The following is a 25,053-nucleotide window of genomic DNA, read 5'->3' as shown; positions in this document are numbered from 1 at the left end:
ATACATGAGTATTCGAATTCGGATTTCTCTTTATATATCGATCATCTTATTCGTAGCATTCTCGATACTCGCTGCCTATAATTCTTATTCTGCTTATCAGAATTTGAGAGAAGAGGTAGAGCAGAGTTCCGACGTTACTGCTGAAAGATGGAGTTTCGAGGTCATGGAGCAATTGAACACTCTTATGGGTTTGCTCCGAGGCTTTCGCATGCCTTTAATATACGCTGCTCCTCCTAGGGAGCAGATCATTCAGGCTCTAACAGAGGTATTAAAGAGAAACGAAGACTATTTCGGAATGTGGCTTTGCTATGAACCGAACGCGTATGACGGTAAGGACCTTCAATATAGGAATGCTCCAGGTCATGATGCGACAGGACGGTTTATTCCATACTTAAATCGAGCTAAGGCCGTGACCCAAATTGATCTGGAACCGGTGATCGGTTATGACAATACGGATGGGTCCGGAGATTTCTATCAGATTCCGAAGAAGACGGATAAACCTACTGTAGTCGGACCTTATACGTATCCAGTGAATGGGATGCAAGTGCAAATGATCTCTCTTGTAGTCCCTGTCAGCATGCCGGGACATTTTTATGGTGCGGCAGGCTTGGATCTGGATCTTCATTTCTTGCAAGAAAGACTTGGGAAGAAGAAACCTTTTCGAGGAAAGGGTTATATCGCTCTTATTTCTCCAACAGGCTTGTATGCGGTGAATGGAGACAATTCGGAATTACTTGGTAAGAAAATCCCGAATGAAGGGGAACTGAAATATTATCTTGAAAATGTAGATAAGGGCAAACGATTCACTTTCGAAGGCAGTGGAAATACCGGTTATTATTTTCCATTTCATATAGGAAAAGATCCTAAGTATTGGGTTCTCCTAGTCAATATTCCAAATTCGGTATATTATGAAAACATTGGAGAGATTATCTTAGAGAGCGCACTTTCTGCGTTGATCATATTGGTAGTTGTTCTGATTGCATTGAATCTCATCTTCAAGCGTTTGGTAAGTTCGGGGCTATTGAAGGCGATCGGTTTCTCAGACGAGATTGCAAAGGGAAATCTTGTAGTGGTGAACGATTATCCGGAGCAGGATGAGATAGGAACATTATTATCTTCCATGAATTCGATGAGGGAGAATCTTCTGAACGTAGTAAAGGAGATGAGAAGTTCCTCTCAAAAGTTAAGTTCTAAGTCCGAGGAGATGTCCACTTCTTCCCGTAATTTTGCAGATATTGCTCAAACGCAAGCCTCGGCTGCGGAGGAGTCTTCTGCAGCTGTGGAAGAGCTCGCTGCTTCTGCTCAAAACGTAGGTAAATCCATGGAAAAAGCCGTGGAGAATACGAAGGAGATCGATGGAAACTCTCTGCGTTTGAAAGAGCAGATTGCAAGCATCGACGGTGAAATGCAAGGGCTTGTTCATCTTGCTTCCGAATCTAAGAAACAGGCAGTGACTGGAGAAAATGCTATGATCGCATCCACCACCGCCATGGGTGAGATTGGAGAGAGCGCCTCTAGAATTACGGAAATCTTATCTATCATTACTGAAATCTCCGAGAAGACAAACCTTCTCGCTTTGAATGCTGCTATCGAGGCGGCTCGGGCCGGAGAAGCTGGAAAAGGATTCGCGGTGGTTGCAGAGGAGATCGGAAAGCTTGCCTCTCAGACTTCTGCCAGTGTGCAGGAGATCGGAGAATTGGTAGAGTCCACGAACGATGCGGTCACGAATGGAAACTCAAAGGTAGAAGAAGCTTCTCAAATCTTGAAGAAACTAAAGGGAAGTGTGAATGAATTCGAGACTTCCGCAAACAAGGTTTTAGCTTCCGTTAAGACCCAGGAATCGAATACGAATCAGATCCAGAAGAGTTCCAATACTCTGATGAATTTTAGCATACAGATTGAAGAAGCGGTCCAAGAGCAGAAAAATGCGACGAATGAGATCACTAAGACAATCATCAGTATCTCGGAAGGAACCCAAGAGATCGCAAGTGGAGCCGATGATTTGACTTCGTTCTCGGAAGAAGTGAAATCGCAGGCGGAACAATTAGGGAAATTGATCGAGAGATTTCAAGTAGAAGGATAGGCGAGAACGCAGATTCGGGCGGCCCCCACCCTCATCGGGTGGTGGAGGTGGGTCCCCAGTGGGAGAAACCTGCGTTTCCTCTATCATAAAATCCTGATCTTTGCAATCGAAAAAAAATCCTCATTTTTATGTGGGAACTGTTTGCAAATCTAGAATTTAGATTTTCTATTCCGTTTGAGCTAAGTCCAAGATCTCAGAATCCAAAAAAAGCACTGCGTCTTTTTTCCATTGGAAAATATTTCCTTCGAGTTCGCATTTTCCTTCGGAAGATTTAATTTTAAGTTTTTCTAATAGATCTTCTCGATAGTTCGGGATCAGATCTAAGAAGCCGCTCAGATCGATCGGCAAGAAGATTCTGAATAAGGAAATTAAAAGCTCTTCGAAAACCTCAGGTGTCTCGTAGGAATCATATTGCATTTTCTTTAAATACGCATTCGTGTTGCGTGGATTAGAATATCTACCGCTCGGCAAGAATCCGTGAGCGCCTGGACCAATTCCCAAATAATGTTCGTAAGTCCAATACTTCATATTATGGCGAGAATAGAGACCTGGCTTCGAATAATTGGAGACCTCGTATTGCGAAAAACCCATCTCTTCTAAAAAAATAGGAAGATGCTTTAAAATATTCTCTTGTACTTCTTCGGTAGGAGGAGGCGCAATGCCGGCAGAAACTCTTCTACTATACTCGGTGCCTTTTTCGACAGTGAGTGCATAAATGCTGATATGAGAGACATTTGCTTTCAGAACCGAATCTGCATCCGAATAAAACTCTTCTTCGGTTTGATTTGGAACTCCGAACATGAGGTCCGCACCGAAATTTTGGATGGGAGAAGAGGCCAGAGTATCTAAGATCTTAGGATAAGTCTCCGGATCATAGTATCTATCTAAAAACTTCAGGTTCTTGGGCAAGAATGACTGGATCCCGACGTGGATTCGATTGATCCCAGCTTCATAGAGTCCTCTCAGATAATCCGGGCTGATGTCTTCCGGATTGCATTCTAGAGTAATCTCTGAACTTTCCGAAAGTTGAATATTCTCTTTTACGAATTTTATAAAATCAGCATATCTTTCTGGCGAGGCTTTGGAGGGAGTTCCTCCTCCGAAAAATATGGTATCAAAGATCAGATTTTCACGATTCGGAAATTCCTGGATCCGAGTCAGAAATTCTTCCTTGTATTTGGAAAATAGATCTCCTTCTAAAGGAGAAGGTTCTAAGCCTATTCCTTCCGAGAAGAAATCACAATAACTACATTTGTGAACACAGAATGGATAATGGACATAGATCCCCGGCCTATTTACTTTTTGAATGACCGGAGATCTATCTTTCAATTAAGGATTCGCCTTTGCAGTTTCTTGTTCTGTTTCCGAAACAGGAGATTTTATACTAGGCTTCAAGATCAGATCTACTACAGGAATATCATCCTTCCGTTCCAAAACGGAATACAATAGCGCTTTCTTTGATTCAGGAGTAGGAGAGAAGGAAAATAGTATTTTTAAATTTTGGATCTCGGGCAATTCCAAGAAAGGAGTTCCATAGTGAAGCACTACAAATTCCAGGTTCGAATATTTCTTGGCTAAAGAAGAAGCTAAATCCAATTCTAGTTGGGTGAAAGAAGTCAAGACCACTCTTTTTCCTTCCTTCTTCTCTAATTTCTTTTTTAAACCGGCGAGATCCAGATTTGTTAAAGAACGAGACTTCAGATCAGAAGAAAAATCCTCTCCTTTTAAGGAGAATAACGTATCAGAAGAAGGAACCTTCTCCGGAGAAAATCCTTTGGCGAAAGATACGATGGATTTTCTGCTTACATCTCGGTTCAAAAATTCAGAGTTATATTCAGAAAAAGAAAGGTCTCTCTTCTTTTCCTGTTCTAAGAAATGCTTCTGTAGGTTTTCGGAAAAATCTTTCGGGAAAGCTGTAGCTGCCCTTCCTTGTTTTTCTTGTTTATAAAATTCCCAAACGATTCCGTACTTTAACTTGTGTAGAATCTGACGTTTGACTGCTTCTTTTAGTAAGTCTTTGCCTTCTCTAGTTAAAGTACCTTTATTATAAGCCTTTAATATTTGGTTTCTCATTGCTTCGGTTGTTTTTCCCCAGCTGGTCATGAGAATGATATCTGCTCCTGCAAGAAGTGCTAAAACACCTGGATCTTCTTTTTGGTAATGCTCGTCGATCGCATCCATCTCCATAGCGTCGGTGATGATAAGTCCTTTGTATTCAAATTCCTTTCTAAGAATATCCTGTAAGATCTTAGAAGAGAGAGTGGCAGGAAAATTCGGATCTATCTTAGGATATACGATATGCGCGCTCATCACAGCATCGGCACCGTTTTGGATCGCCGTCTTAAAAGGAATCAATTCGAAAGCTCTCAATTCTTCTAAAGTCTTTTCTATTTTAGGAAGTCCTAAATGACTGTCGACGTTCGTATCCCCATGTCCCGGAAAATGTTTGATGACCGGGATGGATCCGCCGGATCTTGCTCCTTCTTCGAATGCGATCCCAGCTTTCAAGACTGTCTCTAAATTGCTTCCGAGAGATCTGGTATTGATTACCGGATTAAAAGGATTATTATTGATATCTAGATCAGGCGCGAATAAAAAATTGAGACCTAGTTTTCTGAGTTGATACGAAGTAACAAAGCCGACTTTCTTTGCCAAGTCCGCATCCTTGGTCTGGCCTAAAGCCATGGCTCCCGGAAATTGTGTGACCCCGTCCTTCACTCGGATCACTCTTCCGCCTTCTTGGTCTACGGAGATAAGAAGGGGAAGCCCAGTATTCTCCAATGCGCTTGCTTGTAATCCTGAGTTTAAGCTTTTGATCTCGGATTGAGAGCCTAGATTTCTTCCGAATAGAATGACTCCTCCGGGCTTAATCGTTTCAATTTCCTTTTTGGCGATTGGGTCCAATGTAGTTGCGGGAATTGCAACATGGATGACTTGTCCTACTAATTCCTCCGGACTTAGCTTTTCAGTAATCTCCTCGGCTTGACGCAACATTCCATCTTGGATTTCCTGGGCTTGTAGTTCGCTTCTATACTGGCTGATCCAATGGAAGAGAAAGAAAACGAGTACGGCAATGAGGCCGGTTAGTAAGATACGCTTGAGCATACATACTAGATCCTAGTCGTATGCAGTTTCGTAAAGCAGAACTTACTCTTGAATTTTCGGGACCGATCCTCAAGTAAGAAGGTCCGATGGATAGGAGAAACAATGAGTCGTTCGTTAATATTCCATTCTATTTGCGTTTTATTATTCTTATTCTTCCTTTCCGAATGCAAACAAGAGTCATCCGAGAAGGAAAAGGGAGCCACTCCTAAGATGGAACAAAAAACTTCCGGCAAAAGGATCTTGTTTTTCGGAGATAGTTTGACTGCGGGTTATGGCTTGAATGGTCCAGAGGAATCCTTCGTTCACTTAGCCTCTGTAGAATTACAAAAGAAATATCCGGATCTAGAATATGTAAACGCTGGAGTGAGCGGAGACACTACTTCTGGCGGACTCGCTCGATTGGATTGGGTATTGAATTCTAAATTCGACGTGTTTGTCTTAGAGCTGGGTGCAAACGATTCCTTGCGAGGAGTTTCTCCTAAGACAACCGAATCGAACTTGCGAGAGATCATACGAAAGACTAGGGAAAAATTCCCTTCTATTAAGATTTTATTAATTGGTATGAGGACCCTTCCGAATATGGGCCCGCAATACGCAAAAGAATTTGCCGCAGTCTTTCCTAAAATTGCCAAAGAGGAGAAGGTGACCCTCATGCCGTTTCTACTACAAGGGGTTGCCGGAACGAGAAGCCTCAACCAGAACGATGGGATCCATCCTACTGCAGAGGGTCATAAGATCTTAGCTAAGGATGTACTACCTTACCTGACGAAACTTTTGAAATAGACCCTTGCATGAAAAAAGGATATAAATTCTTAATTCATTTCTACGATCTTCAAGAGAGCGAAAGAAATGAGAAGACTTCCGAGTTTATTCGCCTCGGTTATAACGTATCTCCGATCATTAAGCCTTCCGATTGGGGTTTTATAGTCGATCTTTTCGATGATGATCCTGATTACAAAACGAAACTTGCATATTTGCTCGATCAAGGCAAGCCCGATAAACCAAAACCGATAGTCGAATATTCAAAAAACGAAATGGAGGGTGCTGACTTTTTCCGCATTTGTCTTTATCCTTCCTTTGGATTGAATTGGCCTGAACCACGTCCGAATTATTTCTATTGGTGGGATCAGCTATTACATTATAATAGAAAACTTTTCGGGTTCAGGAACTTACCGGAAGAAAGAAAAGACTACGATAAAATCTTTTACGATCAGGAATTAAGAAGCGAAGAGAATTCTTTTCAATTAGTGCAAGTTGCAGAACTTTCGGTGAATAAGGTTTCTAAAAAATTAAAGGGAATTTTTGGCTTAAGCCAAGGAAATACCGCAGAGCATATTCTAGTAAATCGAGATCTATATGAAAAACATATAAAGCCTTTAGGCATTGGTTCCCGTCCGATTCTGGATAGAAAGAGACAGAAAAAAATCGAGCATGCGGTTCAACTTCTTCCTCAGGGAATTTCTCCGAAATCCTTACAGAGCGGTTTCGAGTTTCAGGCTATCGGAAAAAATAAGGTCTATATGCAGCATCCGCATATTCCGTTTTCAGGATATTCTAAAGAGATTGGCATGCATTATTTCGAGACTTCCGAATTGTTCGAAGATCGGATTTATGGGGTTTCTTATCGGTTGCCGATTATTTCCAAAAAGCTCTATGATATATTACTTTCTCACGCAAATCTAGAAAATGTATCTTGCATTCCATTCTTGTAAGAATGCTCGAATGGCTCCTGAATTAGTTCGGATCTCAAATTAGATATTCAGAGTTTCCTCGGAAATGCTTGCTTTGTGATCCCAAATCGAGGATAACAACTCCGCAAAGGGAAGGCAATCATGGTTCGGCAACATTATAGATCCTGTACTCTATGTGAGGCAATGTGCGGTCTCCGAATGGAGATCGAAGGGGATACAATCACAGCAATCCGAGGGGATAAGGACGATAAATTTAGCCGGGGACATCTTTGTGCCAAGGGACCGGAGCTTAAAAATCTGTATGAGGATCCGGATCGATTAAAGTTTCCTTTAAAAAGAACTGCAAACGGTTGGGAGACTGTGGACTGGGTTGACGCTCTCAGCGACATCGCGTCGCGACTTGTGCAGATCCAAGAAAAATATGGGAACGATTCGGTTGCAGTTTATAGCGGAAATCCAAGTGTTCATAATTACGGGTCCATGCTTTTCGGACAGAGATTTATCGGACGTTTAAGAACGAAGAATAATTATTCTGCTACTTCTGTAGATCAGCTGCCTCATCAATTATTATCCTTTTGGATGTTCGGACACCAGCTCATGGTTCCGATCCCGGACATAGATAGAACGAATTTCTTTCTGATCTTGGGAGGTAATCCTTTTGCATCTAATGGAAGCTTGATGACTGTTCCAGATGTAAAGAAGAGACTCAAGGAGATCCAAGAAAGAGGCGGAAAATACGTAGTCATCGATCCCAGAAAAACGGAAACCGCAGTTCACGCGGATGAGCATCATTTTATTCGTCCAGGAACAGATGCTTTCTTTCTATTTTCTATTATAGATATCTTATTTAAGAAAAGGTTAACTAAACCTTCTTCTTTTGCACATGAAAAGGATCTAAAGGAATTGGAGTCGTTAGCCGCCAGATATCCTGCACAAGAGACCGAGAAACTGACTGGGATCCCTGCGGAAACAGTCGAGAGGATCGCATTAGAATTTTCGAAAGCTAACGGTGCTGTTTGTTACGGAAGAGTAGGTGTATCTACCCAAGCCTTTGGAGCTATTTGCCAATGGCTGATCAATTCCATCAATGTTATCACCGGAAATATCGACTCGGAAGGAGGTGCCATGTTCACTCTTCCTGCAGTGGATATGATCGATCCGAAAGGAGTCATGAAAAGTTCTCCAGGAAGTTTTCATGAGTACGGCTCTAGGGTAAGAGATCTTCCTGAATTCAATGAAGAATTGCCCGTCGCCGCCTTAGCCGAAGAGATCCTAACTCCAGGAGAAGGTCAGGTAAAAGCATTTGTAAGTTCTGCAGGAAATCCTGTTTTATCGACTCCGAACGGGGCTCAGCTGGAAAAGGCGCTTTCCGGTTTGGAATTCATGGTGAGCGTTGATTTCTATCTGAATGAAACGACTAAGCATGCTCACTATATTCTGCCTCCTAGTTCTGCGTTAGAACATGATCATTATGATTTAGTATTCAATATATTCGCTGTTCGTAATACTGCTAGATACAATCAACCTGCATTCGAACCTCAGGAAGGAATGTTGCATGATTGGGAAATCTTCTCCGACCTTACGAAACGGATCGAGTTATTGAAATCCGGAAAGCCATTGCCGAAGGAATTGATCCGTACTAAGCTGAGCCCTTCCGCCATTATCGATCATGCGTTGAAGTCTGGACCGTATGGAGAGAAATCGGGATCTCCAATCGGAATGAGCTTGGAATTATTGAAGAACAGTCCTCACGGAGTGGATCTAGGAGCGTTGAAGCCTTGCTTCCCGAATCGTCTTTGGACAGAGGATAAGATGATCCATTTAGTTCCTAAGGAAGTGGTTGGAGATTTGAGTCGCTTGCAGAATTACAAAGAGAAGCTGATTGCCGACCAAATGCTTCAGGAAAAATTCCTCCTGATAGGGAGACGACATTTAAGAAATAATAATTCATGGATGCATAATCTACCTAAGCTCATGACAGGAAAGGATCGATGCACTATCATGATCCACCCGGAAGATGCGAACGCATTGGGCATAAAAGAAGAAGAGTTAGTCGTCATAGAATCCAGAGTAGGTAAGATCCAACTTCCTGCAGAAGTAACGGATGAAATAATGAAGGGAGTGGTGAGCATTCCTCATGGATTCGGCCACGGAAAGGAAGGTACCTCATTGAACGTTGCTGCTCAATTTGCCGGATCGAGTATCAACGATCTTACGGATGACCAGGCCCTGGATGAATTATCAGGCAATGCAGCCTTTAGCGGGATCCCAGTCTCCGTAAGAAAGAAGACAGCTTAAGATTCGTACGCTTTCTTCAGAGCGGCGATGTCGATCTTACTCATCTGCATCATCGCTTGCATTACTTTTTGGGACTTACCTTTGTCCTTATCTCTAAGCAATTCTCCCAGGATATTGGGGATGACCTGCCAAGAGACACCGAATTTATCTTTTAGCCAACCGCATTGGGATTTTTCCCCACCTGCGGAAAGCTTTTCCCAGTATTCGTCCACTTCTTCTTGCGTATTGCAATGGACGAAAATAGAGAAAGCTTCCGAAAACTTGAAATGTGGGCCTCCGTTAATGGCATAGAATTCCTGGCCTTCGATCTCAAAGGTTGCGGAGAAGATTCCGGAATTCTCTCCAATATGCGTAACCTCGCTTACTTTCATGTTCTTGAAAATAGAAGAATAGAAATCCACTACTTCTTTCAGATCGTTGTTATAGGCTAAAAATGGGGTTATTTTAGACATGGGAGCCTCAGGATGAGTAAATTATTATATAACCAATAGGTTATATTTTAAAAAGAGCAAGCTTTTTTCGGTTCGAGTAAGAGTATTAAAGCGATTTTTTAGAGAAAGATCGACCGAAATTTGTGGAATGGGTTACCTTTAGGACATTTGGTTTAGTCCTATCTCTCATCCTGACCCATGATCTTTCTCCCTCCTTGGAGAGAATAAGAAGAAAATCCTTTTTCTTGCAATGTCCTTGTTACTTTCTTGGAGCGCATTCCGGATTCGCAAATTGTAATATAGAGTTTGTCTCTTGAAAATTGAGAGAAGTCGGCAAACTGGATTTTGGATAAGGGGAAGTGGACCGTTTCCGCAATTGGAAATTCTGAGACCTCTTCGGATTCACGGACATCTAAAAGAATCGAATTTGGATCCTTTCTCAACTTGATCCATTCTGAAAAAATAATTTCTTCTTTTTGAATATTCGATTTTCTATTTCCTTCTCCGCAGACAGTGCAATGGCGATCCGCTTGGATCTCTACTTCGTATAAAAGAGGAGATTCCCATTCTAATTGAAAGGAAGACCTTGTAGGAGATTTTTCCGGAAACAAGAGATACTGGATAGCGAGAGAAGCCTGGTACATTCCCGCGATGGCAGTTTGCACTCCTAAAACTCCTCCTTCTGCACAAGAAACTAGTTCCGAATCTTCTAGGTCTGGATACATACATTTATAGCAGGGTTTGCCTTCCGGAGAGAAAATAGAAATCTGAGCGCTTGTTCTAAACACAGACCCAGTTACGAAAGGCTTTTTGTTTTTATATGAGAGACGATTGATCGCGTATTTTGCGGGAACTTGGTCTGTGCAATCGAGTATGATATCCCATTCCTTGAATCTATCCTCGTCTACTGTATCTCCAAAGATTTCATTTATGATCTCGGTTTGCAATCCGGGAACTCTTGCCGCTAAGAATTCGGAAGTAACCTCCGTTTTTTTTCTACCTATATCAGAAAGAGTGAATGCAGTCTGTCTGTGAAGGTTGCTGAGTTCTACAGTATCAAAATCCCAGAGACCGATTCTTCCTACACCTGCCGTGGCTAGGTGTAGACTTGCAGGAGAGCCTAGTCCCCCTAAGCCGATCACTAAAGCGGATTTTTGCCGGAGACTTTCTTGCCCGGCTTCTCCTAAAAAAGGAAGCTTGATTTGTCTTGCAAAATACTTTCTTTCTTCCGGAGTCATAGAAATATCATTGGATCGATTTTAGATCCGAATACAAGAAATTTTGCGAAAGCTCTTTCAAGCTTTCTTAGAAAAGAAGGAAGGAATAAATTCGCTTTCTTTGCAAACGGATTGTGATAATCTGGGGCTTATCGTGGATGCATACGGTCGAAAATTTGAAGTGCTTAGAGTAAGTGTAACTTCTCTCTGCGGATTCGGTTGTATGTATTGTGCTCCCGGAACAGCGCAGGATCCGGAAGTATCGCTTCCTTCTTCTTTTTTGAGCCCTCGACTTTTTGAGAAGAATCTAGGCTTATTATCCAAGAAGTTAGAGATCAAAGAAATCCATTTAACCGGAGGAGAGCCTACTCTTCATAAGGAATTGCCGGAGCTTGTTCGCATCTCTAAAAAGGAAGGAATAGAGAATGTTGCCGTGACTTCCAACGGTTTCTTTCGAGAAGGGTTGATCGAAGACCTAAAAGGTGCGGGCTTGACTCGAATGAATTTTTCCTTGGATGCAATGGAACAGAATTCTTTTTCTAAGATCTCCGGCAAAAATCTTCCCTTGCCCAGGCTTTTACATCGGATCGAAGAGGCTTCTTCTTTGGGATTAGAAGTAAAAGTAAATTGCACAGTATTAAGAAATTATAATGCGGATCAGATCCTTCCCTTATTGCATTGGGCAGGCGAGAGAAAAATCCCGATTCGATATCTGGAACTCATGAAAATGGGGCCATTACATGAAAAACATTCCGAATTATTTTACTCCGCTGAAGAAATCCGAAATAATCTAGGCTCCGAATTCGATTTTATTTCCGTGGATACTCCTTTGGAATCTACGGCTCGGTATTATGAAACTACGGAGCATTATAGTTTCGGGATCATCGCAAATCATACGGAGCCTTTTTGCGAGGGCTGCAATCGACTTCGTATGGATTCGAGAGGCAGGATCTACGGTTGTCTGAGCGATTTTCGTTCCTTTCCGGTCTCGGAGGAAGGATCCGAGTTGGATGCTTCTTTAGAGGCAGCTATGCAAACCAAGAAAAACGTGTTTACCGGAAGCGAGCTTTCCATGAAATATATAGGCGGATAAGATGTTCGTTCAAGTTTTATTCTTTGCTGCTATGAAGGATCATTTCTCTTCCCAAGAGAGATTAGAGCTCACCGAAGAAAGTAATGTAAGAGGCTTGCGAGACTTTCTTTTGGAAAGAAAGCCGGAGGCTTCTTCTCTATTGCAAGTCAGTCGATTTGCAGTGAACCAGGTGGTAGTTGGTGACGAGTTTATTTTGCAAGAAGGTGCAATCGTGGCCGTACTACCTCCTTCGAGTGGAGGGTGAGATGTCTGTTTTAGAAACATTCGCTCATATTACCTTCGAATCCATTCTTCTTCCTTCAAAATTGCCGGACATTCCCGAAATGGGAGGATATGTTTTCTTTTCCGGGATTGTGCGTAACGTAAACGAAGGAAAGAAGGTGACTCACCTGGAATACGAAGCTTACGTTCCCATGGCAAATGATACCATCCGCAAGATCCTCTTGGACGCGAAAGAGAAATGGGATTTATTGCATGCGGATTGCATTCATAGATTAGGAAAATTGAATATATCTGAGATTGCAGTTATCGTTGAGACCGGCTCGATGCATAGGGCAGAGGCATACGCGGCAAATCGTTATATTATAGATAGAGTGAAACACGAAGTCCCGATCTGGAAGAGGGAATTCTACCTAGACGGATCTTCCGAATGGTCGCAAGGCTGTTCTCATGAGACCCAGCACTGATACTTCAGGCATTCTTCTTGCCGGAGGCTTAAGCTCTCGGATGGGAAGAGATAAGGCACTTCTTTCCTTGCGAGACGAGACGAATTTTCTGCAGAAGTCCTATCATAAACTTAGGAGTCTCTGTGAAACCGTATACGTTTCCGTTAGAGAAGAACAAAAAGAAGTCTATTCAAACTATATCTCGCGAGAGTTTTTAATCTCCGACTCTATATCTAAAGTCCAGGGCCCTCTTTGCGGGATCTTAAGTGCATTTTCTGCGGCGACGAAAGACTTTCATCCTTCTTCTTTCTTAGTTTTGGCGGTGGATATGCCATTACTGAAGACTAAGACCCTTCTTAGGCTAATGATGTCGGGAAAAGATTCTAAGGACGGAGCCTTCTACCGAACGGAAGCGGGAATAGAACCGTTATGCGGTCTTTATAAATCCGAATTTTTGTCTTCTCTCTTGGAAAGAACTCGAAAAGAGGAGAAGATTTCCTTCTCTCCTAAAGACCTACTGGAGGATGCGGATCTGAGTTTATTCGAAATACCTGTTCGAGAAAAAAGGGGATTTTCCAATCTGAATACACCTAAGGATCTGTTGGGTTTTTAGGCAAAAACCGATTTACAGGGGGTCCTAAAGAGAAATTATGGCTCTACCAACCAATGCGGGAATAGCTCAGTGGTAGAGCACCTCCTTGCCAAGGAGGGGGTCGCGGGTTCGAATCCCGTTTCCCGCTTACAGAGGAAAGTCTGTCCGCCCTCTGTCTTCTGAAACCATGGAATTCAAGACAAAAAAAAATCAAAACGCATCCGTAGAATTAAAACTTACCTTTGATAAGAACGACCTAGAAAAGGCGTTCGAAAAGGCTTATAAAGAAAAGCAAAAGGAACTGAAGGTCCCAGGCTTCCGCCCAGGCAAGGCTCCTCTCGACATGGTCAAGCGTCATCTCGGGGACTCCGTTGCAAACGACGCAATCAACCTTCTTCTTGCAGAAACCGTGAGTGATCTTTCCGGAAAGCTGGAACACAAGATGGTCCGATTCCCGAAATTCACCGTTGAGGATTATATTCCCGGCAAGAGCTTACTTGCGACCGCAGTATATGATTCCGAGCCTGAAGTCACTCTAGGAAAATATAAAAAGATCAAGATCAAACTTCCTGAAGTCCAAGTCACAGACGAGGATGTTGTGGAAGAATTGCAGTTCGTGCGTAAGCAACTCGCTCGCAAGCTTTTAAGAGAGCCGCAAGAAGGCGCGGAAGCAAATGATATCGTAGATATGGAATTCGAAGTGAAGGAAGAGGGCAAAGAGCCTACCAACGCTAAGAATGGTTCCTCCGATTATAAATTAGGAGAAGCGAATAATCTTCCAGGCTTCGACGATCACCTGTACGGAATGAAGACCGGAGAACTTAAAAACTTCTCTTATACCTATCCTGCGGATTACGGAAGAGAAGACCTCGCGAACAAGACTGTAGAGTTTGCTATGACTCTCAAGGCAATTTATAAAGAAGTATTACCCGAGTTAGACGACGATCTAGCAAGCGAGTATGACGGATCCACTTCTCTTCAGGCATTAAAGGATAAATTCAAGGAAGATCTTACCAAGAATTATACCGAAGGCGTGAAGTCCAAAAAGATGGAGGAGATCTATAAGGAACTCGTCGAAGATTCCAAATTCGTCTTCCCGGATTCTTATGTGAACGAAGAGTCCGAGCATGTATACCAAGGTATGATGCAAGATGTCCTTGGCAGAGGCCAGGGGGGAAGGATCCCTAAGGAACATATTCCGAGCATTGAGAAATACGCGGAGATGGTCGGAAAGCCTTTGGAGGAGATCAGAAGCTCCTTCAAGGACATTGCAGAGAATAGACTCAAGGGATACTTCGCGAGACAAAAATTGGCTGCGGCCGAGAATATCTCCCTCAGCGACGAGGAATTCGATAAGGAAATCTCTTCTCTTGCCTCAAGATACGGTATGCCGGACGCCGATTTTAAAAAAGAGTTGGAAAAAGGTAAACTAATCGAGACTTACCGGGACAATTTTTTAGCAAAAAAGATAGACGATACCCTCTTCCAGCTTGTAGAAAAGAAATACAACGAGAAGATGAGTATCCGTCAGCTAAAGGAATTCCTTTCTAACAAGGAAACTGGAGGAGTATGAGCGTAATTCCTGTCGTTATCGAGCAAACGGGTAGGAGTGAAAGATCCTATGATATATATTCTCGTCTTTTAAAAGACCGGATTATTTTCCTTGGGAATGCAATTTCTGACGAATACGCGAACGTTGTGATCGCGCAACTTCTGTTTCTAGACGCGGAAAACCCCGACCGAGACATCTATTTATATATTAACTCTCCCGGAGGATATGTATCTTCCGGGCTTGCCATTTACGACACTATGCAGTATATTAAGGCCGATGTTCGGACTCTCTGTGTAGGTCAAGCTTCCTCTATGGCTGCATTATTATTGGCTGGTGGAGCAAAGGGCAAACGTTCGGCTCTTCCTCATTCCAGGATCATGATGCACCAACCGACTGGAGGTGCTACCGGCCAAGCTTCCGATATCGCGATCCAAGCTAAGGAAGTGTTGAAACTGAAAGAAGTTCTGAATGGACTCTACGCGAAACATACGGATAAGACCGTAGAGATGATCCAGAAAGATACGGAGAGAGATCTTTATATGACTGCCGAAGAGGCGCAAGCCTACGGGATCATAGACTCCGTCATTTCAATCGAGCGCCAGAAGAATTAATAGGGGGATCCCGTGGCAAAGAAACCTACCGGAACCAATAGTAAGCAAAAATTGTTTTGTTCGTTTTGCGGAAAAGAACAGGATTCCGTCAAACGGTTGGTCGCCGGTCCCGGTGTTTATATTTGCGACGAGTGTATTTCTCTCTGTAACGAGATCATCGCCGAAGAGCCTGAGCAAGAAAAAGAACGCACTGAGCTTTTAGGCGAGGTCCCAAATCCTGCGGCTATCAAGGCAATCTTGGATCAGTATGTAATCGGACAAGACCATGCAAAGAAGGCATTGTCTGTCGCGGTTTACAATCATTACAAAAGAATTTATCTCAAAGACAAGAAAGCGGATATCGAATTAGAAAAATCGAATATTCTTCTGATCGGACCTACAGGATCCGGAAAAACCCTTCTTGCACAAACTCTTGCTAAGATCATCAAAGTTCCTTTTGCGATCGTAGATGCAACCGCTCTAACTGAAGCAGGTTATGTAGGGGAAGATGTCGAGAATATCATCCTCAAACTGATCCAAAACGCGGACAACGATATCAAGAAAGCTGAGATCGGTATCATCTATATAGACGAAGTAGATAAGATTGCACGCAAATCCGACAGCGCTTCCATCACTCGTGATGTGAGCGGAGAAGGAGTACAGCAGGCTCTCTTAAAGATTATCGAAGGGACTGTGGCAAATGTTCCTCCTCAAGGCGGAAGAAAGCATCCTCACCAAGAATATCTGCAAGTGGATACTAAGAATATCCTCTTCATTCTGGGTGGAGCCTTCGTGGATCTGGATAATATCATCAAGACTAGAACAGGTGTGAAAACCATCGGTTTCGGTAGCGATGAGAAAGAAGGAAAGGTAGTCCGAGACGAGTCCAAAGGAGAGATCCTTGCTCGAGTGATCCCGGACGATTTGATGAAGTTCGGATTGATTCCTGAGTTTATCGGGCGTATGCCGGTGATTGCAACCTTGCAAGACCTGAGCATTGAAATGCTGAAACGCATTTTCAAAGAGCCTAAGAACGCAATTTTACGTCAGTACACTAAGATTCTAGAAATGGAGAATGTAAAACTCTCCTTCGAAGAATCTGCAATAGATAAGATCGCACAACTTGCGATTGAAAGAGAGTCCGGAGCTCGTGGCCTAAGAGCCATCGTCGAGAATTTGATGTTGGATTTGATGTATGAGATTCCTTCCCGCAAAGATGTGGAAGAAGTAATCATCACAGAAGATGCGGTTACCGGAACCAAGCCACCTAAGCTAGTACTGAAGAAAGAACCTAAGATCGCTTAAAGTAAGCAATTCGAATACTGCGAGTTTTGCGATTCGCAGAGATTCTCTACGATCTATGAAGCTCGGTTTCTATCAGCGTGCAATTGCTGCGCTTAATCCCAAACCCTGCCTACAGTTAGAATTGCAGCATTAGAAAGTCCCTTCTTGCCTGCTTCTGTTTCGAGGAAACGACCGAAATCCAGAGTGAGATCCCGGGAATTCTTATACTCTTTATTGGAGCTCCAATTCTGCAGCTTAGAGTGAAATTGGGTCTCCGTAGTTCCATTGGAAAGTTCTAAGAGGCGATCGCTTAAGACTACGAAAAATTCTCCCGGCTTTAGAGAGATCTTTCTTACATCCCTTTGAGTGCTTCGAAAATCATAAAATACTTGTTTAGAATTTGGTAATACATTTGTTTTTCCGTTCCGATGAACGAATGCGGGAAGCTTTTGGTATTGTAGGATGCCAGCTTCTCCGTTCCTTGTTTCCAAATAAAATAAGGTAAGATTCAAATAAGAAATCGGAGTGGAGCGAATAGCTCTATCGATTTTGTACAATAGATCCTCTCCTCGGAGACCTGTAGTCTCTTGGGCGAGAGAGATCATTCCTTCTAATCTGGTCTTTAATGCGGATTCTAAGGCTCCGTAATTCGGAAAGCCTGCCAATATTCCTAAGCAACCGTCGGCGGTTGGGATAATACTTGCATAATCGCTTTCCGCTTTTTCCGAGCTGCGTGGAAATACAGTGATGTCCAAATTCTTGATCTTGTGTAAACGGACTTTATGAAAGAATTTCTGGATCTTATCCGAGAGTTCTCTTTCCTTCTTGCTCAATGCTTCTTGGGAAACATTCTCTTCCTTGGCCTTTCTCTGGTAGAGTGCGATCCTGAAATGTCTCGCTAGTTCTCCTAACTCGTCTTCTCTTTCTATTTCGCCGGAATCTTCGTACACATCCTGGGTCCAGTTTTGTAATAGCTGGGATAAGGAGCGCAAGGATCTAAAATTAAATTGCAAAAGATAGAAGGTTAGGGTGCCTAAGATCCCGGAAAAGAAAAATCCTATCAGTAACCGGAGCCAAACAAAATGCCTGAGTTCTTTTCGAATCTCTTCCCCGAAAAGAAAATCATCCAAAAGTAAATATAATAAGAATAGAATGAAGGAAGCGGTGAATGATGCAAAAGCCAATCGATGCTTGGATTGAATCTGGGGGAACATCCTACTTCCTTTCAATAATTGCGATCAAAACGAGTGAGATCGCGAAGAGTCCTAATAGAGGAATAAATAGCATGAGCATGGACATGATATCCGGTCCGGGAGAAAGCACTGCAGCGGCCACCGCCAGTCCTAAGATTGCTTCTCTCCAATGAGAAAGTAGGAAAGAAAGTTTTAATATACCCAATGCAGCGAGCAATACCATTAGAACCGGCAATTGAAAGGCGAGACCGAAGATCAGATGTATATTAAAGAATACGTCGTAGTATTCGTCGATAGGGAGCTTTGTTTCTATATCTAGAGGACGAAAGGTAACTAAAAAGATTCTGAGGAAATTCTCGAAGGCTTGGGTCCAGCAAAGCCAAACTCCCAACCAGAAAAGAACAGTTGAAAATGCGATGAGCGCCTTCCCAAGTCTTGCTGTTTTCGGTTCGAGGGCAGGGGCAACGAATCCCCAGAGAAAGACAAGGGTAAACGGAAAACTCACGAGCACAGAAACCATGAATCCGGTTCTAAGATACACCATGAACGGAGCCATGAGTTTGATCTGGTAGAAGGTGGCACCTTCCCCCAATACGTTCTTGTAGGGTCTTGTGAAAACCTTATGGATCTCTTCTCCGAAAAACAAAGAAGCAACGAAGAAGAATGAGAATACGAATATAGTCCGAAGGAGTACCGAGCGTAATTCTTCCAAATGCTCGCCCAGGGTCATGAACTTCTCCCTCTCCGTTACGAGGGCATCTGGATCCGGGGTTAATTTCGGAGATTCTAGAGTTTTTTGTTTTGGGGGCTTTGTTTTTGAGGACATAGAATAAGAATGCAAATCATCCGCGAAGATCTGCCCGAAGCGATTCGGGCATCAATTACGTCAATTAAGCGGATTTTTTGGATTTCTTAGTGCTGGTTGCCGGCTTCTCTTCCGGTTCTTGGATCTTAGCGGATTCTCCCTCGGAATCTCCCGATAGAGATTTCCTGAAAGAACGAATTCCGTCTCCTAAATCTTTTGCCAAGGAGGGAAGTCGCTTGCCTCCGAAGAGGAGAAGAGCTAAAAACAGGATAATGAGGATTTCCGGCCAACCTAAGTTTCCTATGAATGCAAGGGGTGAATACATGGATCTTCCTCCTTTGTTAGGATTTCGCGTCTGCAATATATGTCAAATAGTTAGTAGTAAAGATCCGATAATTCTATTAGGACTAAGGTCCTGATGAAAGGGCGAAAGAAGCGAATCGGTATGAGAATAGAAACGTCTGCAATAGATTCGATCACAGTTCCTCTTCCTATCCAACAACCAGGTAGCGAGGAGTCTAGAGAAGAAGATCGGAAAAAAGAGGAGAATACTCCCAATTCTGATTATCTCTATGCCCTTTCTGTAGGTAGCTTGATTAATGTGCAGGTATAAATAATGGCTCTGACAAAGGAACAAAAGCAGGAATTCCAGGAGAAACTGGTAGATTTTCGAGCCTTTTTGGAGGATTTGAAGAAGGAAGGAAACCTTCTCAAAGCTCAATCTAGAAAGGATCCGAAGATGGAGGGCTACTTTAACGTGGCGCTTTCCTTGAATTCTATCAAGAACATCAATACCTGTCTTTTGATAAACGAAATCTCCGTAGCTGTTCTAGATCTGAAATCGGATACCTACCTAAACCAGGGTAGGAAAGAAATTTATAGCGCTATTTCTTTCATGGAGAAGGTGGTGGGCGTCGACTTTGAGTCGGGTCTTGCGGAAAACAAGGACATGCTCGCAAAGATCGAGGAATTTAATCCAGTCCAAAGGCTCAATTACGTAAAGGGCCTACGCATGTGTACCACAAATACGATAGAGGCCTTTGGTTCGAACTCCAAGTGGAAATGGAGCTTTCCGGAGATCCATTTTAAAATCGCCATTCTTAGTAAGAATCTTTTTGACTTCCGGGCTTTTGAGAAGGAAAGAGACTTAGAGAATCCCTATTATTATCCTAGACAAGAACATTATAATTTGATTCTCGAACTCTGTAACTTCGCCGCTCAGGAGTACCGTGCCAAATTCGATCTTTCTACCCAGGACGCGGGAGACTTGAAAAAGTCCATCGTCCTACTGGAAGTAAACCGCAAAATCTTACAAACTACGGGAGAAACCGAGGATCTGGGAAAGACAAAAACCCTGATAGAATCCTTAAAAGAAAAGGTAGAGGCCATAGAAGCGGAGAAGGAAAAGAAGAAAAAGAAGAAATAGACCCGTCCAATTTGTTATAAAGAGTGGGAAAAAAAAGGAGAAAATCTAGCTCATGGCATTGACCGAAATAAACGACTCTACTTTCACTTCCGAGATCACTGAAGGTATGGTCCTTGTAGATTGCTGGGCCGAATGGTGCGGACCTTGCAGAATGGTTTCCCCGGTTTTGGAAGAACTTTCCTCGGAGTTGAACGGAACCTTAAAGATAAAAAAACTAAACGTGGATGATAATCAGGATACGGCCCAGAAATTAAACATACAATCCTTGCCGACCCTTTTGCTTTTTAAAGACGGCCAATTGGTGGATAAAATTATCGGAGCCCTTCCTAAGGCGCAAATCAAGAGCTTCATCGAAAGACATAAATAAGCTTTTTCTAAAAAACGAAAACTGCGGCAGAAATCTCATGCTAAAAGAACAAACCAGGGGATATATAGAACTTCCTAGAGGAGGGTATCTCGTAGATACGAGTGAGGGATACTTTCAAATCGGCTCTCCTCCCGAAACCATCAAGGACACGATGGCGGAAAAGAAAACTCCCCTGGTATTCATTCTTCCGAACAAATTCTTTCACGTAGAAAAGGGGATTAGCACCGCAGAGCTAGAATTTCCCATATACTTCAACTTCTTCTTAAGACAAAAGAAAACCACCATTATCTGTACTTCCGAACAGAAGGATCAGCTCATTACAGTACTTAAAGAATCCTTAATGGGTCCTGAAGAGATCAATTTAGAATCTGAATATCTGAACGGCGCTGAGTCTTATGGCTTTCCGGATATGAAAGCGGAGATGGCATATTTCAGAGGGTATAAGGGACTAGACGATGTGGTCGAGTTCCTAGTATTCGATACGGATAATATGGTGAACCTCGGAAAGGTCTTGGTTCGCAAACTTCCATCAGGCGATTTTAGGATCACCGACGGTTCCAAAGAGACTGAGATCCCAGGCGAGGTCGGTTTTAATATCAAGTATGAGATCGGTCATAGATTAGAGGAACCTTTCCAAGCACCTATATTAGGAATTACTTGTTTAGGACCTTCTCATGGATTCGATCCTGAGGACAACACTTCGGGATTCATTATCTGGCTGAATCACCAGGGGATTATGGTGGATCCTCCGGTAAATTCTACCGAATGGCTTCGCATGTCCAATGTGAATCCTAAGCTCATCAACCATGTGATTCTCACTCACTGCCATGCCGACCATGACGCAGGAACCTTCCAAAAGATTATGGAAGAGACTAAGATCACCATTCATGCGACTGCGACTGTGATGGAGAGCTTTATTCGCAAGTATTCTGCTCTCACTAAAATTCCCCGCAAAGAATTATTAGAATTATTTAATTTTCAACCGATCATCATCGGGCGACCCGCAATGATCAACGGGGGAGAATTCAATTTTCATTATGCACTTCATTCTATTCCTTCTGTAGGATTCGAGTTCTTCTTCCAAGACCAATCCTTCGTATATACTTCTGATCATTTGAACGAACCGGATGTACATGAGAAGATGTTCGAAAAGGGGGTTCTTCCGGAATCTCGCTGGAAATTCCTGAAAGAGTTTCCTTGGGACAGAAGGATTATCTATCATGAAGCAGGAATTCCCCCTCTTCATACTAGGGTGAGTTATTTGGCTAGCCTTCCTCCCGACATCCAAGAAAAGATCACAGTCTATCATATCGCTAGATCGGATATGCCGGAAGGCACCAAGTTGAAGCTGGCTCGTTTTGGGATAGAGAACACTGTTTATCCAGAGATCACTCCTCCAAAGCATATGGAGGCTTATAACTTACTAGATATCTTAAGCCAGATCGATATTTTCAGCGGTTTTCCGATAGAGAAGGCGAAGGAGTTCCTTCTTATCGTCCAGGAAGAAAGATACAAGCGCGGAGATCAGATTATTAAGAAGGGAACTCCTGGTGATAAGTTCTATATCATCGCTTCCGGAAATGTGAAATTCGAAGGCTTACTCGCAAATTCAGATATCGGACCGATCAAGCGCTACGGACAATATGAATATTTCGGAGAGGCTTCTCTCGTTTTAGATTTGCCTAGGGCAGCAGACGTATATGCGGAGACAGATGTAGTAGCTCTTACTATAGATAAGAACAAGTTCTTACAATTTATTCGAAATACGGACCTAAGACAGAACTTGATTCGACTGAACAGCATTCGCGATAGCAATTCTTGGAAGACACTTATAGATTCCAGACATTTCAAAGGACTTACTAGTCATCAGGTCACTCAACTTGAGATGATTATGCGACTTTCCAAGGTGAACAGGGGTTCAGTGCTTATCTCGGAAAAAGCGTTTTACCACGAAGCATATATCATTCGTCATGGAAAAGTAAGCGTATATCAGGCAGGCAAAAAATTAGCCGAACTGAGCGACGGAGACTTCGTGGGAGAGATCTACGCGATATCCAAAAAACTGGTATCCAGTTATACGTTCCAAGCGGAGTCGGAAACGGAATTGTTTTCTATTTCACAGAACGAACTGATACAGTACATTAAACGGAATCCCGGCGTTTACATGAGAATGAATACCGTCTACTAAAGCGGGGGGATAGAAATGGATAGAGTCCTACAATTTACCGAAGAGCACGAAGCTTTTCGCGACATGGCGCGCAAATTCTTTGAAGCAGAAGTTACTCCTCATCACCACGAGTGGGAAAAAGTGGGAATGGTCCCGAAAGAGCTTTGGAAAAAAGCCGGAGCAAGCGGACTTCTCTGTCCAGATGTTCCTGAAGAATACGGTGGATCCGGTGCAGACTTCCTATATAACGTTGTTGTAATAGAAGAATCGTCTAGATCAGGAAATAGCGGATTTTTTGTTTCCCTTCACAACGATGTGATCGCTCCATATATCTCCGCGTACGGAAACGAGGAGCAGAAAAAAAGATGGCTGCCTGGTTGCTGCAGCGGTGACAGCATTTTAGCGGTCGCTATGACGGAACCTGGAGCGGGTTCGGATTTAAAAAATATCCGTACCACTGCCGTTGACAAAGGCGACCATTACTTAGTGAATGGTCAGAAAACATTTATTTCCAACGGTCAGCTTGCAAATCTGGTAATTACCGCCGTTAAACATGAAAACGGAACGATTTCACTTGTTATGATAGAAGAGGGAATGAAAGGTTTCGAAAGAGGCCGTAACCTCGAGAAGATCGGGCTCAAGGCTCAGGACACCTCGGAGTTATACTTCAACGATGTCAAAGTTCCTAAGGAGAACGTCATCGGAAAAGGCGGACAAGGTTTCCGTTATCTGATGATGAAACTCGCTCAAGAGCGTCTTGTATTGGCGATCGCAGCGGTGGAAGCTACTGCTCTCGTTCACAGGATGACTCTAAAATATATCAAAGAAAGGATGGCTTTCGGGAAGAAGATCGGGTCTTTCCAACACATCAAATTTCAAATGGCGGAGATGACTACGGAGCTCGAAATGTGCCGTACCTTCGTCGATAAAGTGGTTTCGGAGCATATGGCTGGAAAGAAATTAACCGTAGAGGCTTCTATGGCTAAATATTATTCCACTGAGATGCAAAAACGTCATACTGATCTTTGCCTCCAGTTCTTCGGAGGATACGGTTATATGATGGAATACCCGATTGCAAGAGCGTATCTGGACGCAAGAATCCAGACGATCTACGCGGGAACTACCGAGATCATGAAAGAAATTATTGGTGGTAGTTTAGGACTCTGAAAGAATCTCGAAATTGCCCTCGTCCAAGGTAAAGATGGTACGAATGGCTCTGATAACGAGTTTAGTAAGGCGGTGCGTAAGAGGTACCGCCTTAATTATTTTAGGCGCTAATCTATATTTATTCGATTTTTCATCCCTGCAGGCCCAGGTGACCTGTACTCCTCCTCCTTCCGGCAACAACGTCTGTACTTTTATTCCACCTGCTACCGTTGCTGAATTTAACGGCTTGGAGCAAAAGATCAGAACGGACTATTTGAACGAAGTCACTAAGTCCATGGCGGATTCTGCGGTTCTCTCGAATCTCAACGCTTCTATGATGGGACCTGGAACAGTGAATCGTTTCCAAGTGGGTGGCGGTGTTACTTTGGCCGGAGTGAAGAGGAATGATATCAATATCCAATACCAGGATATTAATATTCCAACACTTCCGAACGCAGGGGCTTCTTTGAATATGGGAGCCATGGCAGCAGTGAACTTAGGATGGTTATTGGGTAAGGGACCGGCAGACCAACCGGATGCTCCTTCCGATTCTGGGCAAGGCAGATCCTTTTTGCATAGGATCAATATCTATGGTCATGGTTTCCAAGGCAAGATAGGACAAGGGGATCTAAGATCTGTTGCTAGCTCTGTTTCTAATGACTTAACTGTAAATGGTAGCATTAACAGCTTTGGAGCAACTGTAAGATTCCAACTCTTGAGAGAGAGATATACTAGGCTCGACTTCTTCGGATTTACTGGATTAAGCCTCGGGATCGGATTCCATAGAACTTCGGAAGATATGAATTTGAACTATCATCCAGGAGCCTCCAATGCGGTGAAAGTCGCCTTTGGACCTGCTACAGGTAAATGGGATGGAGATGTAAACTTTGGTTATCAATCCAGAGTGCAGTCCGTACCGATAGATGTTCGCACAGGCGTGCGCTTATTCTACTTTTTGACAGTGTTCGGAGGAGCTGGTATTTCGAGTAACTCAGGAAATACGAGACTGAACCTGAATATTTCAGGACCAGTTTATTTGGCCTTGGACCCGAATGCTTCCGGTCTGCCTCCTCAAGTAATCCAACAGATGAACGGAAATGCTTCCGGAACATTGGGCTTAAGGACTAGTGGCTCCGCGAATGTAAAAAGCCAGACGAATTATCTGATTGCCGGTTTTGAGATTAATATCCTTATGTTGAAGGTCCTTGCAGAAGGTATTGTGACCGACGATAAGGTGTATTCTGCAAACATAGGCCTTAAGTTCGCCCTCTAAGCTTTAGCGAATTCGGTTTTTTATTCGATTTTTATAAAAAGGGCACGCCTTTTGCATTAAGTATAATAGAATGCA

24 protein-coding genes and 1 tRNA gene are annotated in these 25,053 nt (G+C 43.1%); 18 read left to right on the top strand and 7 right to left on the bottom strand.

The annotated features are described in order from the left end of the window. Positions 1 to 4: 4 nt before the first annotated feature. Positions 5 to 2,083 (top strand): methyl-accepting chemotaxis protein, encoded by a 2,079-nt coding sequence (locus EHO59_RS12290; RefSeq protein WP_135588405.1) that lies wholly within the window; start codon positions 5 to 7, stop codon positions 2,081 to 2,083. A gap of 165 nt (positions 2,084 to 2,248) precedes the next feature. Here EHO59_RS12290 and hemW read toward each other — a convergent pair whose 3' ends face one another. Continuing rightward, a complete protein-coding gene (hemW, locus tag EHO59_RS12285) occupies positions 2,249 to 3,412 on the bottom strand; it encodes a radical SAM family heme chaperone HemW (protein WP_135588403.1) in 1,164 nt (387 codons plus the stop codon). Continuing rightward, a complete protein-coding gene (locus EHO59_RS12280; protein ID WP_135588401.1) occupies positions 3,413 to 5,188 on the bottom strand; it encodes a glycoside hydrolase family 3 protein in 1,776 nt (591 codons plus the stop codon). Positions 5,189 to 5,290: 102 nt separating this feature from the next. Between EHO59_RS12280 and EHO59_RS12275 the strand changes: the two genes are divergently transcribed. The 3 genes from EHO59_RS12275 (at position 5,291) to EHO59_RS12265 (ending at position 9,177) form a co-directional block, all read left to right on the top strand. Then, complete coding sequence (locus EHO59_RS12275) at positions 5,291 to 5,971, top strand: arylesterase (RefSeq protein WP_135588399.1); 681 nt, start codon at positions 5,291 to 5,293, stop codon at positions 5,969 to 5,971. Between the two features lie 8 nt (positions 5,972 to 5,979). Continuing rightward, positions 5,980 to 6,900, top strand: coding sequence for a hypothetical protein (locus EHO59_RS12270; RefSeq protein ID WP_135588397.1), 921 nt, complete (start codon positions 5,980 to 5,982; stop codon positions 6,898 to 6,900). 120 nt (positions 6,901 to 7,020) lie between these two features. Next, complete coding sequence (locus tag EHO59_RS12265; RefSeq protein WP_135588395.1) at positions 7,021 to 9,177, top strand: molybdopterin oxidoreductase family protein; 2,157 nt, start codon at positions 7,021 to 7,023, stop codon at positions 9,175 to 9,177. Here EHO59_RS12265 and EHO59_RS12260 read toward each other — a convergent pair. Together EHO59_RS12260 and EHO59_RS12255 are read right to left on the bottom strand one after the other, a co-directional pair. Beyond that, positions 9,174 to 9,629, bottom strand: coding sequence for a VOC family protein (locus EHO59_RS12260; protein WP_135588393.1), 456 nt, complete (start codon positions 9,627 to 9,629; stop codon positions 9,174 to 9,176). The two genes, EHO59_RS12265 and EHO59_RS12260, sit on opposite strands and share 4 nt — an antisense overlap. A 158-nt stretch (positions 9,630 to 9,787) precedes the next feature. Next, positions 9,788 to 10,846, bottom strand: a complete 1,059-nt coding sequence (locus EHO59_RS12255) for a HesA/MoeB/ThiF family protein (protein ID WP_135588391.1) — start codon at positions 10,844 to 10,846, stop codon at positions 9,788 to 9,790. A gap of 160 nt (positions 10,847 to 11,006) precedes the next feature. On the opposite strand from EHO59_RS12255, the gene EHO59_RS12250 reads away from it, so the two are divergent. The 8 genes from EHO59_RS12250 (at position 11,007) to clpX (ending at position 16,622) form a co-directional block, all read left to right on the top strand. Then, the gene (locus EHO59_RS12250) at positions 11,007 to 11,918 is read left to right on the top strand and encodes a radical SAM protein (protein ID WP_281275719.1); all 912 of its coding nucleotides are present in this window, start codon (positions 11,007 to 11,009) and stop codon (positions 11,916 to 11,918) included. A 1-nt stretch (position 11,919) separates the two neighbouring features. Continuing rightward, positions 11,920 to 12,162, top strand: coding sequence for a MoaD/ThiS family protein (locus tag EHO59_RS12245; RefSeq protein ID WP_135588389.1), 243 nt, complete (start codon positions 11,920 to 11,922; stop codon positions 12,160 to 12,162). A gap of 1 nt (position 12,163) precedes the next feature. After that, a complete protein-coding gene (locus tag EHO59_RS12240) occupies positions 12,164 to 12,604 on the top strand; it encodes a molybdenum cofactor biosynthesis protein MoaE (RefSeq protein ID WP_135588387.1) in 441 nt (146 codons plus the stop codon). Beyond that, a complete protein-coding gene (gene mobA, locus EHO59_RS12235) occupies positions 12,588 to 13,196 on the top strand; it encodes a molybdenum cofactor guanylyltransferase (protein ID WP_135588385.1) in 609 nt (202 codons plus the stop codon). Before EHO59_RS12240 ends, mobA begins: the two co-directional genes overlap by 17 nt. A 55-nt stretch (positions 13,197 to 13,251) precedes the next feature. After that, positions 13,252 to 13,323: transfer RNA gene (locus EHO59_RS12230), tRNA-Gly, on the top strand. A 39-nt stretch (positions 13,324 to 13,362) separates the two neighbouring features. After that, positions 13,363 to 14,748: a trigger factor gene (gene tig / locus EHO59_RS12225; RefSeq protein WP_135588383.1), complete on the top strand. Its 1,386-nt coding sequence runs from the start codon at positions 13,363 to 13,365 to the stop codon at positions 14,746 to 14,748. Beyond that, positions 14,745 to 15,338 (top strand): ATP-dependent Clp endopeptidase proteolytic subunit ClpP, encoded by a 594-nt coding sequence (gene clpP, locus EHO59_RS12220; protein ID WP_135588381.1) that lies wholly within the window; start codon positions 14,745 to 14,747, stop codon positions 15,336 to 15,338. The genes tig and clpP overlap by 4 nt, the downstream gene beginning before the upstream one ends. Before the next feature lie 12 nt (positions 15,339 to 15,350). After that, positions 15,351 to 16,622, top strand: coding sequence for an ATP-dependent Clp protease ATP-binding subunit ClpX (clpX, locus tag EHO59_RS12215; RefSeq protein WP_135588379.1), 1,272 nt, complete (start codon positions 15,351 to 15,353; stop codon positions 16,620 to 16,622). A 92-nt stretch (positions 16,623 to 16,714) separates the two neighbouring features. On the opposite strand, the gene rktP is transcribed toward clpX, so the two are convergent. The 3 genes from rktP to EHO59_RS12200 all read right to left on the bottom strand — a co-directional run bounded on the left by rktP (position 16,715) and on the right by EHO59_RS12200 (position 18,924). Further along, positions 16,715 to 17,815 (bottom strand): Arg-Lys translocation region protein phosphatase RktP, encoded by a 1,101-nt coding sequence (gene rktP / locus EHO59_RS12210; RefSeq protein WP_135588377.1) that lies wholly within the window; start codon positions 17,813 to 17,815, stop codon positions 16,715 to 16,717. A gap of 1 nt (position 17,816) precedes the next feature. Then, entirely contained in the window at positions 17,817 to 18,620 is an 804-nt protein-coding gene (gene tatC, locus EHO59_RS12205; protein WP_135588375.1) for a twin-arginine translocase subunit TatC, read from the bottom strand. A 64-nt stretch (positions 18,621 to 18,684) separates the two neighbouring features. Next, positions 18,685 to 18,924 carry a Sec-independent protein translocase subunit TatA/TatB gene (locus EHO59_RS12200; protein ID WP_135588373.1) on the bottom strand — a complete coding sequence of 80 codons (240 nt, stop codon included), beginning with the start codon at positions 18,922 to 18,924 and terminating at the stop codon, positions 18,685 to 18,687. A 120-nt stretch (positions 18,925 to 19,044) separates the two neighbouring features. On the opposite strand from EHO59_RS12200, the gene EHO59_RS18205 reads away from it, so the two are divergent. The 6 genes from EHO59_RS18205 to EHO59_RS12175 are packed head-to-tail and all read left to right on the top strand — an operon-like array spanning position 19,045 to position 24,978. Continuing rightward, positions 19,045 to 19,212: a hypothetical protein gene (locus EHO59_RS18205; protein ID WP_167882110.1), complete on the top strand. Its 168-nt coding sequence runs from the start codon at positions 19,045 to 19,047 to the stop codon at positions 19,210 to 19,212. A 3-nt stretch (positions 19,213 to 19,215) separates the two neighbouring features. Then, positions 19,216 to 20,025: a hypothetical protein gene (locus tag EHO59_RS12195; RefSeq protein ID WP_135588371.1), complete on the top strand. Its 810-nt coding sequence runs from the start codon at positions 19,216 to 19,218 to the stop codon at positions 20,023 to 20,025. 52 nt (positions 20,026 to 20,077) lie between these two features. Further along, positions 20,078 to 20,392, top strand: coding sequence for a thioredoxin (gene trxA, locus EHO59_RS12190; RefSeq protein WP_135588369.1), 315 nt, complete (start codon positions 20,078 to 20,080; stop codon positions 20,390 to 20,392). A 37-nt stretch (positions 20,393 to 20,429) separates the two neighbouring features. Continuing rightward, on the top strand, positions 20,430 to 22,580 hold the full coding sequence (locus tag EHO59_RS12185; RefSeq protein ID WP_135588367.1) for a cAMP/cGMP-dependent 3',5'-cyclic-AMP/GMP phosphodiesterase: 2,151 nt from the start codon (positions 20,430 to 20,432) through the stop codon (positions 22,578 to 22,580). A gap of 15 nt (positions 22,581 to 22,595) precedes the next feature. Then, positions 22,596 to 23,726, top strand: a complete 1,131-nt coding sequence (locus EHO59_RS12180; RefSeq protein WP_135588365.1) for an acyl-CoA dehydrogenase family protein — start codon at positions 22,596 to 22,598, stop codon at positions 23,724 to 23,726. A 34-nt stretch (positions 23,727 to 23,760) separates the two neighbouring features. Then, a complete protein-coding gene (locus EHO59_RS12175; RefSeq protein WP_135589126.1) occupies positions 23,761 to 24,978 on the top strand; it encodes an Lsa36 family surface (lipo)protein in 1,218 nt (405 codons plus the stop codon). Positions 24,979 to 25,053: the final 75 nt, after the last annotated feature.

Source organism: Leptospira semungkisensis (assembly GCF_004770055.1).
Taxonomy (GTDB): Bacteria; Spirochaetota; Leptospiria; order Leptospirales; family Leptospiraceae; genus Leptospira_B; species Leptospira_B semungkisensis.
This window is presented reverse-complemented; position numbering and strand designations above follow the sequence as displayed.

What these genes read in the sequence shown, in the direction of transcription:
- EHO59_RS12290 (WP_135588405.1), top strand. Translation starts at nt 5, where the DNA reads ATGAGTATTCGAATTCGGATTTCTCTTTATATATCGATCATCTTATTC.
- EHO59_RS12280 (WP_135588401.1), bottom strand. Translation starts at nt 5,188, where the DNA reads ATGCTCAAGCGTATCTTACTAACCGGCCTCATTGCCGTACTCGTTTTC.
- EHO59_RS12275 (WP_135588399.1), top strand. Translation starts at nt 5,291, where the DNA reads ATGAGTCGTTCGTTAATATTCCATTCTATTTGCGTTTTATTATTCTTA.
- EHO59_RS12270 (WP_135588397.1), top strand. Translation starts at nt 5,980, where the DNA reads ATGAAAAAAGGATATAAATTCTTAATTCATTTCTACGATCTTCAAGAG.
- EHO59_RS12265 (WP_135588395.1), top strand. Translation starts at nt 7,021, where the DNA reads ATGGTTCGGCAACATTATAGATCCTGTACTCTATGTGAGGCAATGTGC.
- EHO59_RS12260 (WP_135588393.1), bottom strand. Translation starts at nt 9,629, where the DNA reads ATGTCTAAAATAACCCCATTTTTAGCCTATAACAACGATCTGAAAGAA.
- EHO59_RS12255 (WP_135588391.1), bottom strand. Translation starts at nt 10,846, where the DNA reads ATGACTCCGGAAGAAAGAAAGTATTTTGCAAGACAAATCAAGCTTCCT.
- EHO59_RS12245 (WP_135588389.1), top strand. Translation starts at nt 11,920, where the DNA reads ATGTTCGTTCAAGTTTTATTCTTTGCTGCTATGAAGGATCATTTCTCT.
- EHO59_RS12240 (WP_135588387.1), top strand. Translation starts at nt 12,164, where the DNA reads ATGTCTGTTTTAGAAACATTCGCTCATATTACCTTCGAATCCATTCTT.
- mobA (WP_135588385.1), top strand. Translation starts at nt 12,588, where the DNA reads ATGAGACCCAGCACTGATACTTCAGGCATTCTTCTTGCCGGAGGCTTA.
- tig (WP_135588383.1), top strand. Translation starts at nt 13,363, where the DNA reads ATGGAATTCAAGACAAAAAAAAATCAAAACGCATCCGTAGAATTAAAA.
- clpP (WP_135588381.1), top strand. Translation starts at nt 14,745, where the DNA reads ATGAGCGTAATTCCTGTCGTTATCGAGCAAACGGGTAGGAGTGAAAGA.
- rktP (WP_135588377.1), bottom strand. Translation starts at nt 17,815, where the DNA reads ATGTTCCCCCAGATTCAATCCAAGCATCGATTGGCTTTTGCATCATTC.
- tatC (WP_135588375.1), bottom strand. Translation starts at nt 18,620, where the DNA reads ATGTCCTCAAAAACAAAGCCCCCAAAACAAAAAACTCTAGAATCTCCG.
- EHO59_RS12200 (WP_135588373.1), bottom strand. Translation starts at nt 18,924, where the DNA reads ATGTATTCACCCCTTGCATTCATAGGAAACTTAGGTTGGCCGGAAATC.
- EHO59_RS18205 (WP_167882110.1), top strand. Translation starts at nt 19,045, where the DNA reads ATGAGAATAGAAACGTCTGCAATAGATTCGATCACAGTTCCTCTTCCT.
- EHO59_RS12195 (WP_135588371.1), top strand. Translation starts at nt 19,216, where the DNA reads ATGGCTCTGACAAAGGAACAAAAGCAGGAATTCCAGGAGAAACTGGTA.
- trxA (WP_135588369.1), top strand. Translation starts at nt 20,078, where the DNA reads ATGGCATTGACCGAAATAAACGACTCTACTTTCACTTCCGAGATCACT.
- EHO59_RS12185 (WP_135588367.1), top strand. Translation starts at nt 20,430, where the DNA reads ATGCTAAAAGAACAAACCAGGGGATATATAGAACTTCCTAGAGGAGGG.
- EHO59_RS12180 (WP_135588365.1), top strand. Translation starts at nt 22,596, where the DNA reads ATGGATAGAGTCCTACAATTTACCGAAGAGCACGAAGCTTTTCGCGAC.
- EHO59_RS12175 (WP_135589126.1), top strand. Translation starts at nt 23,761, where the DNA reads ATGGTACGAATGGCTCTGATAACGAGTTTAGTAAGGCGGTGCGTAAGA.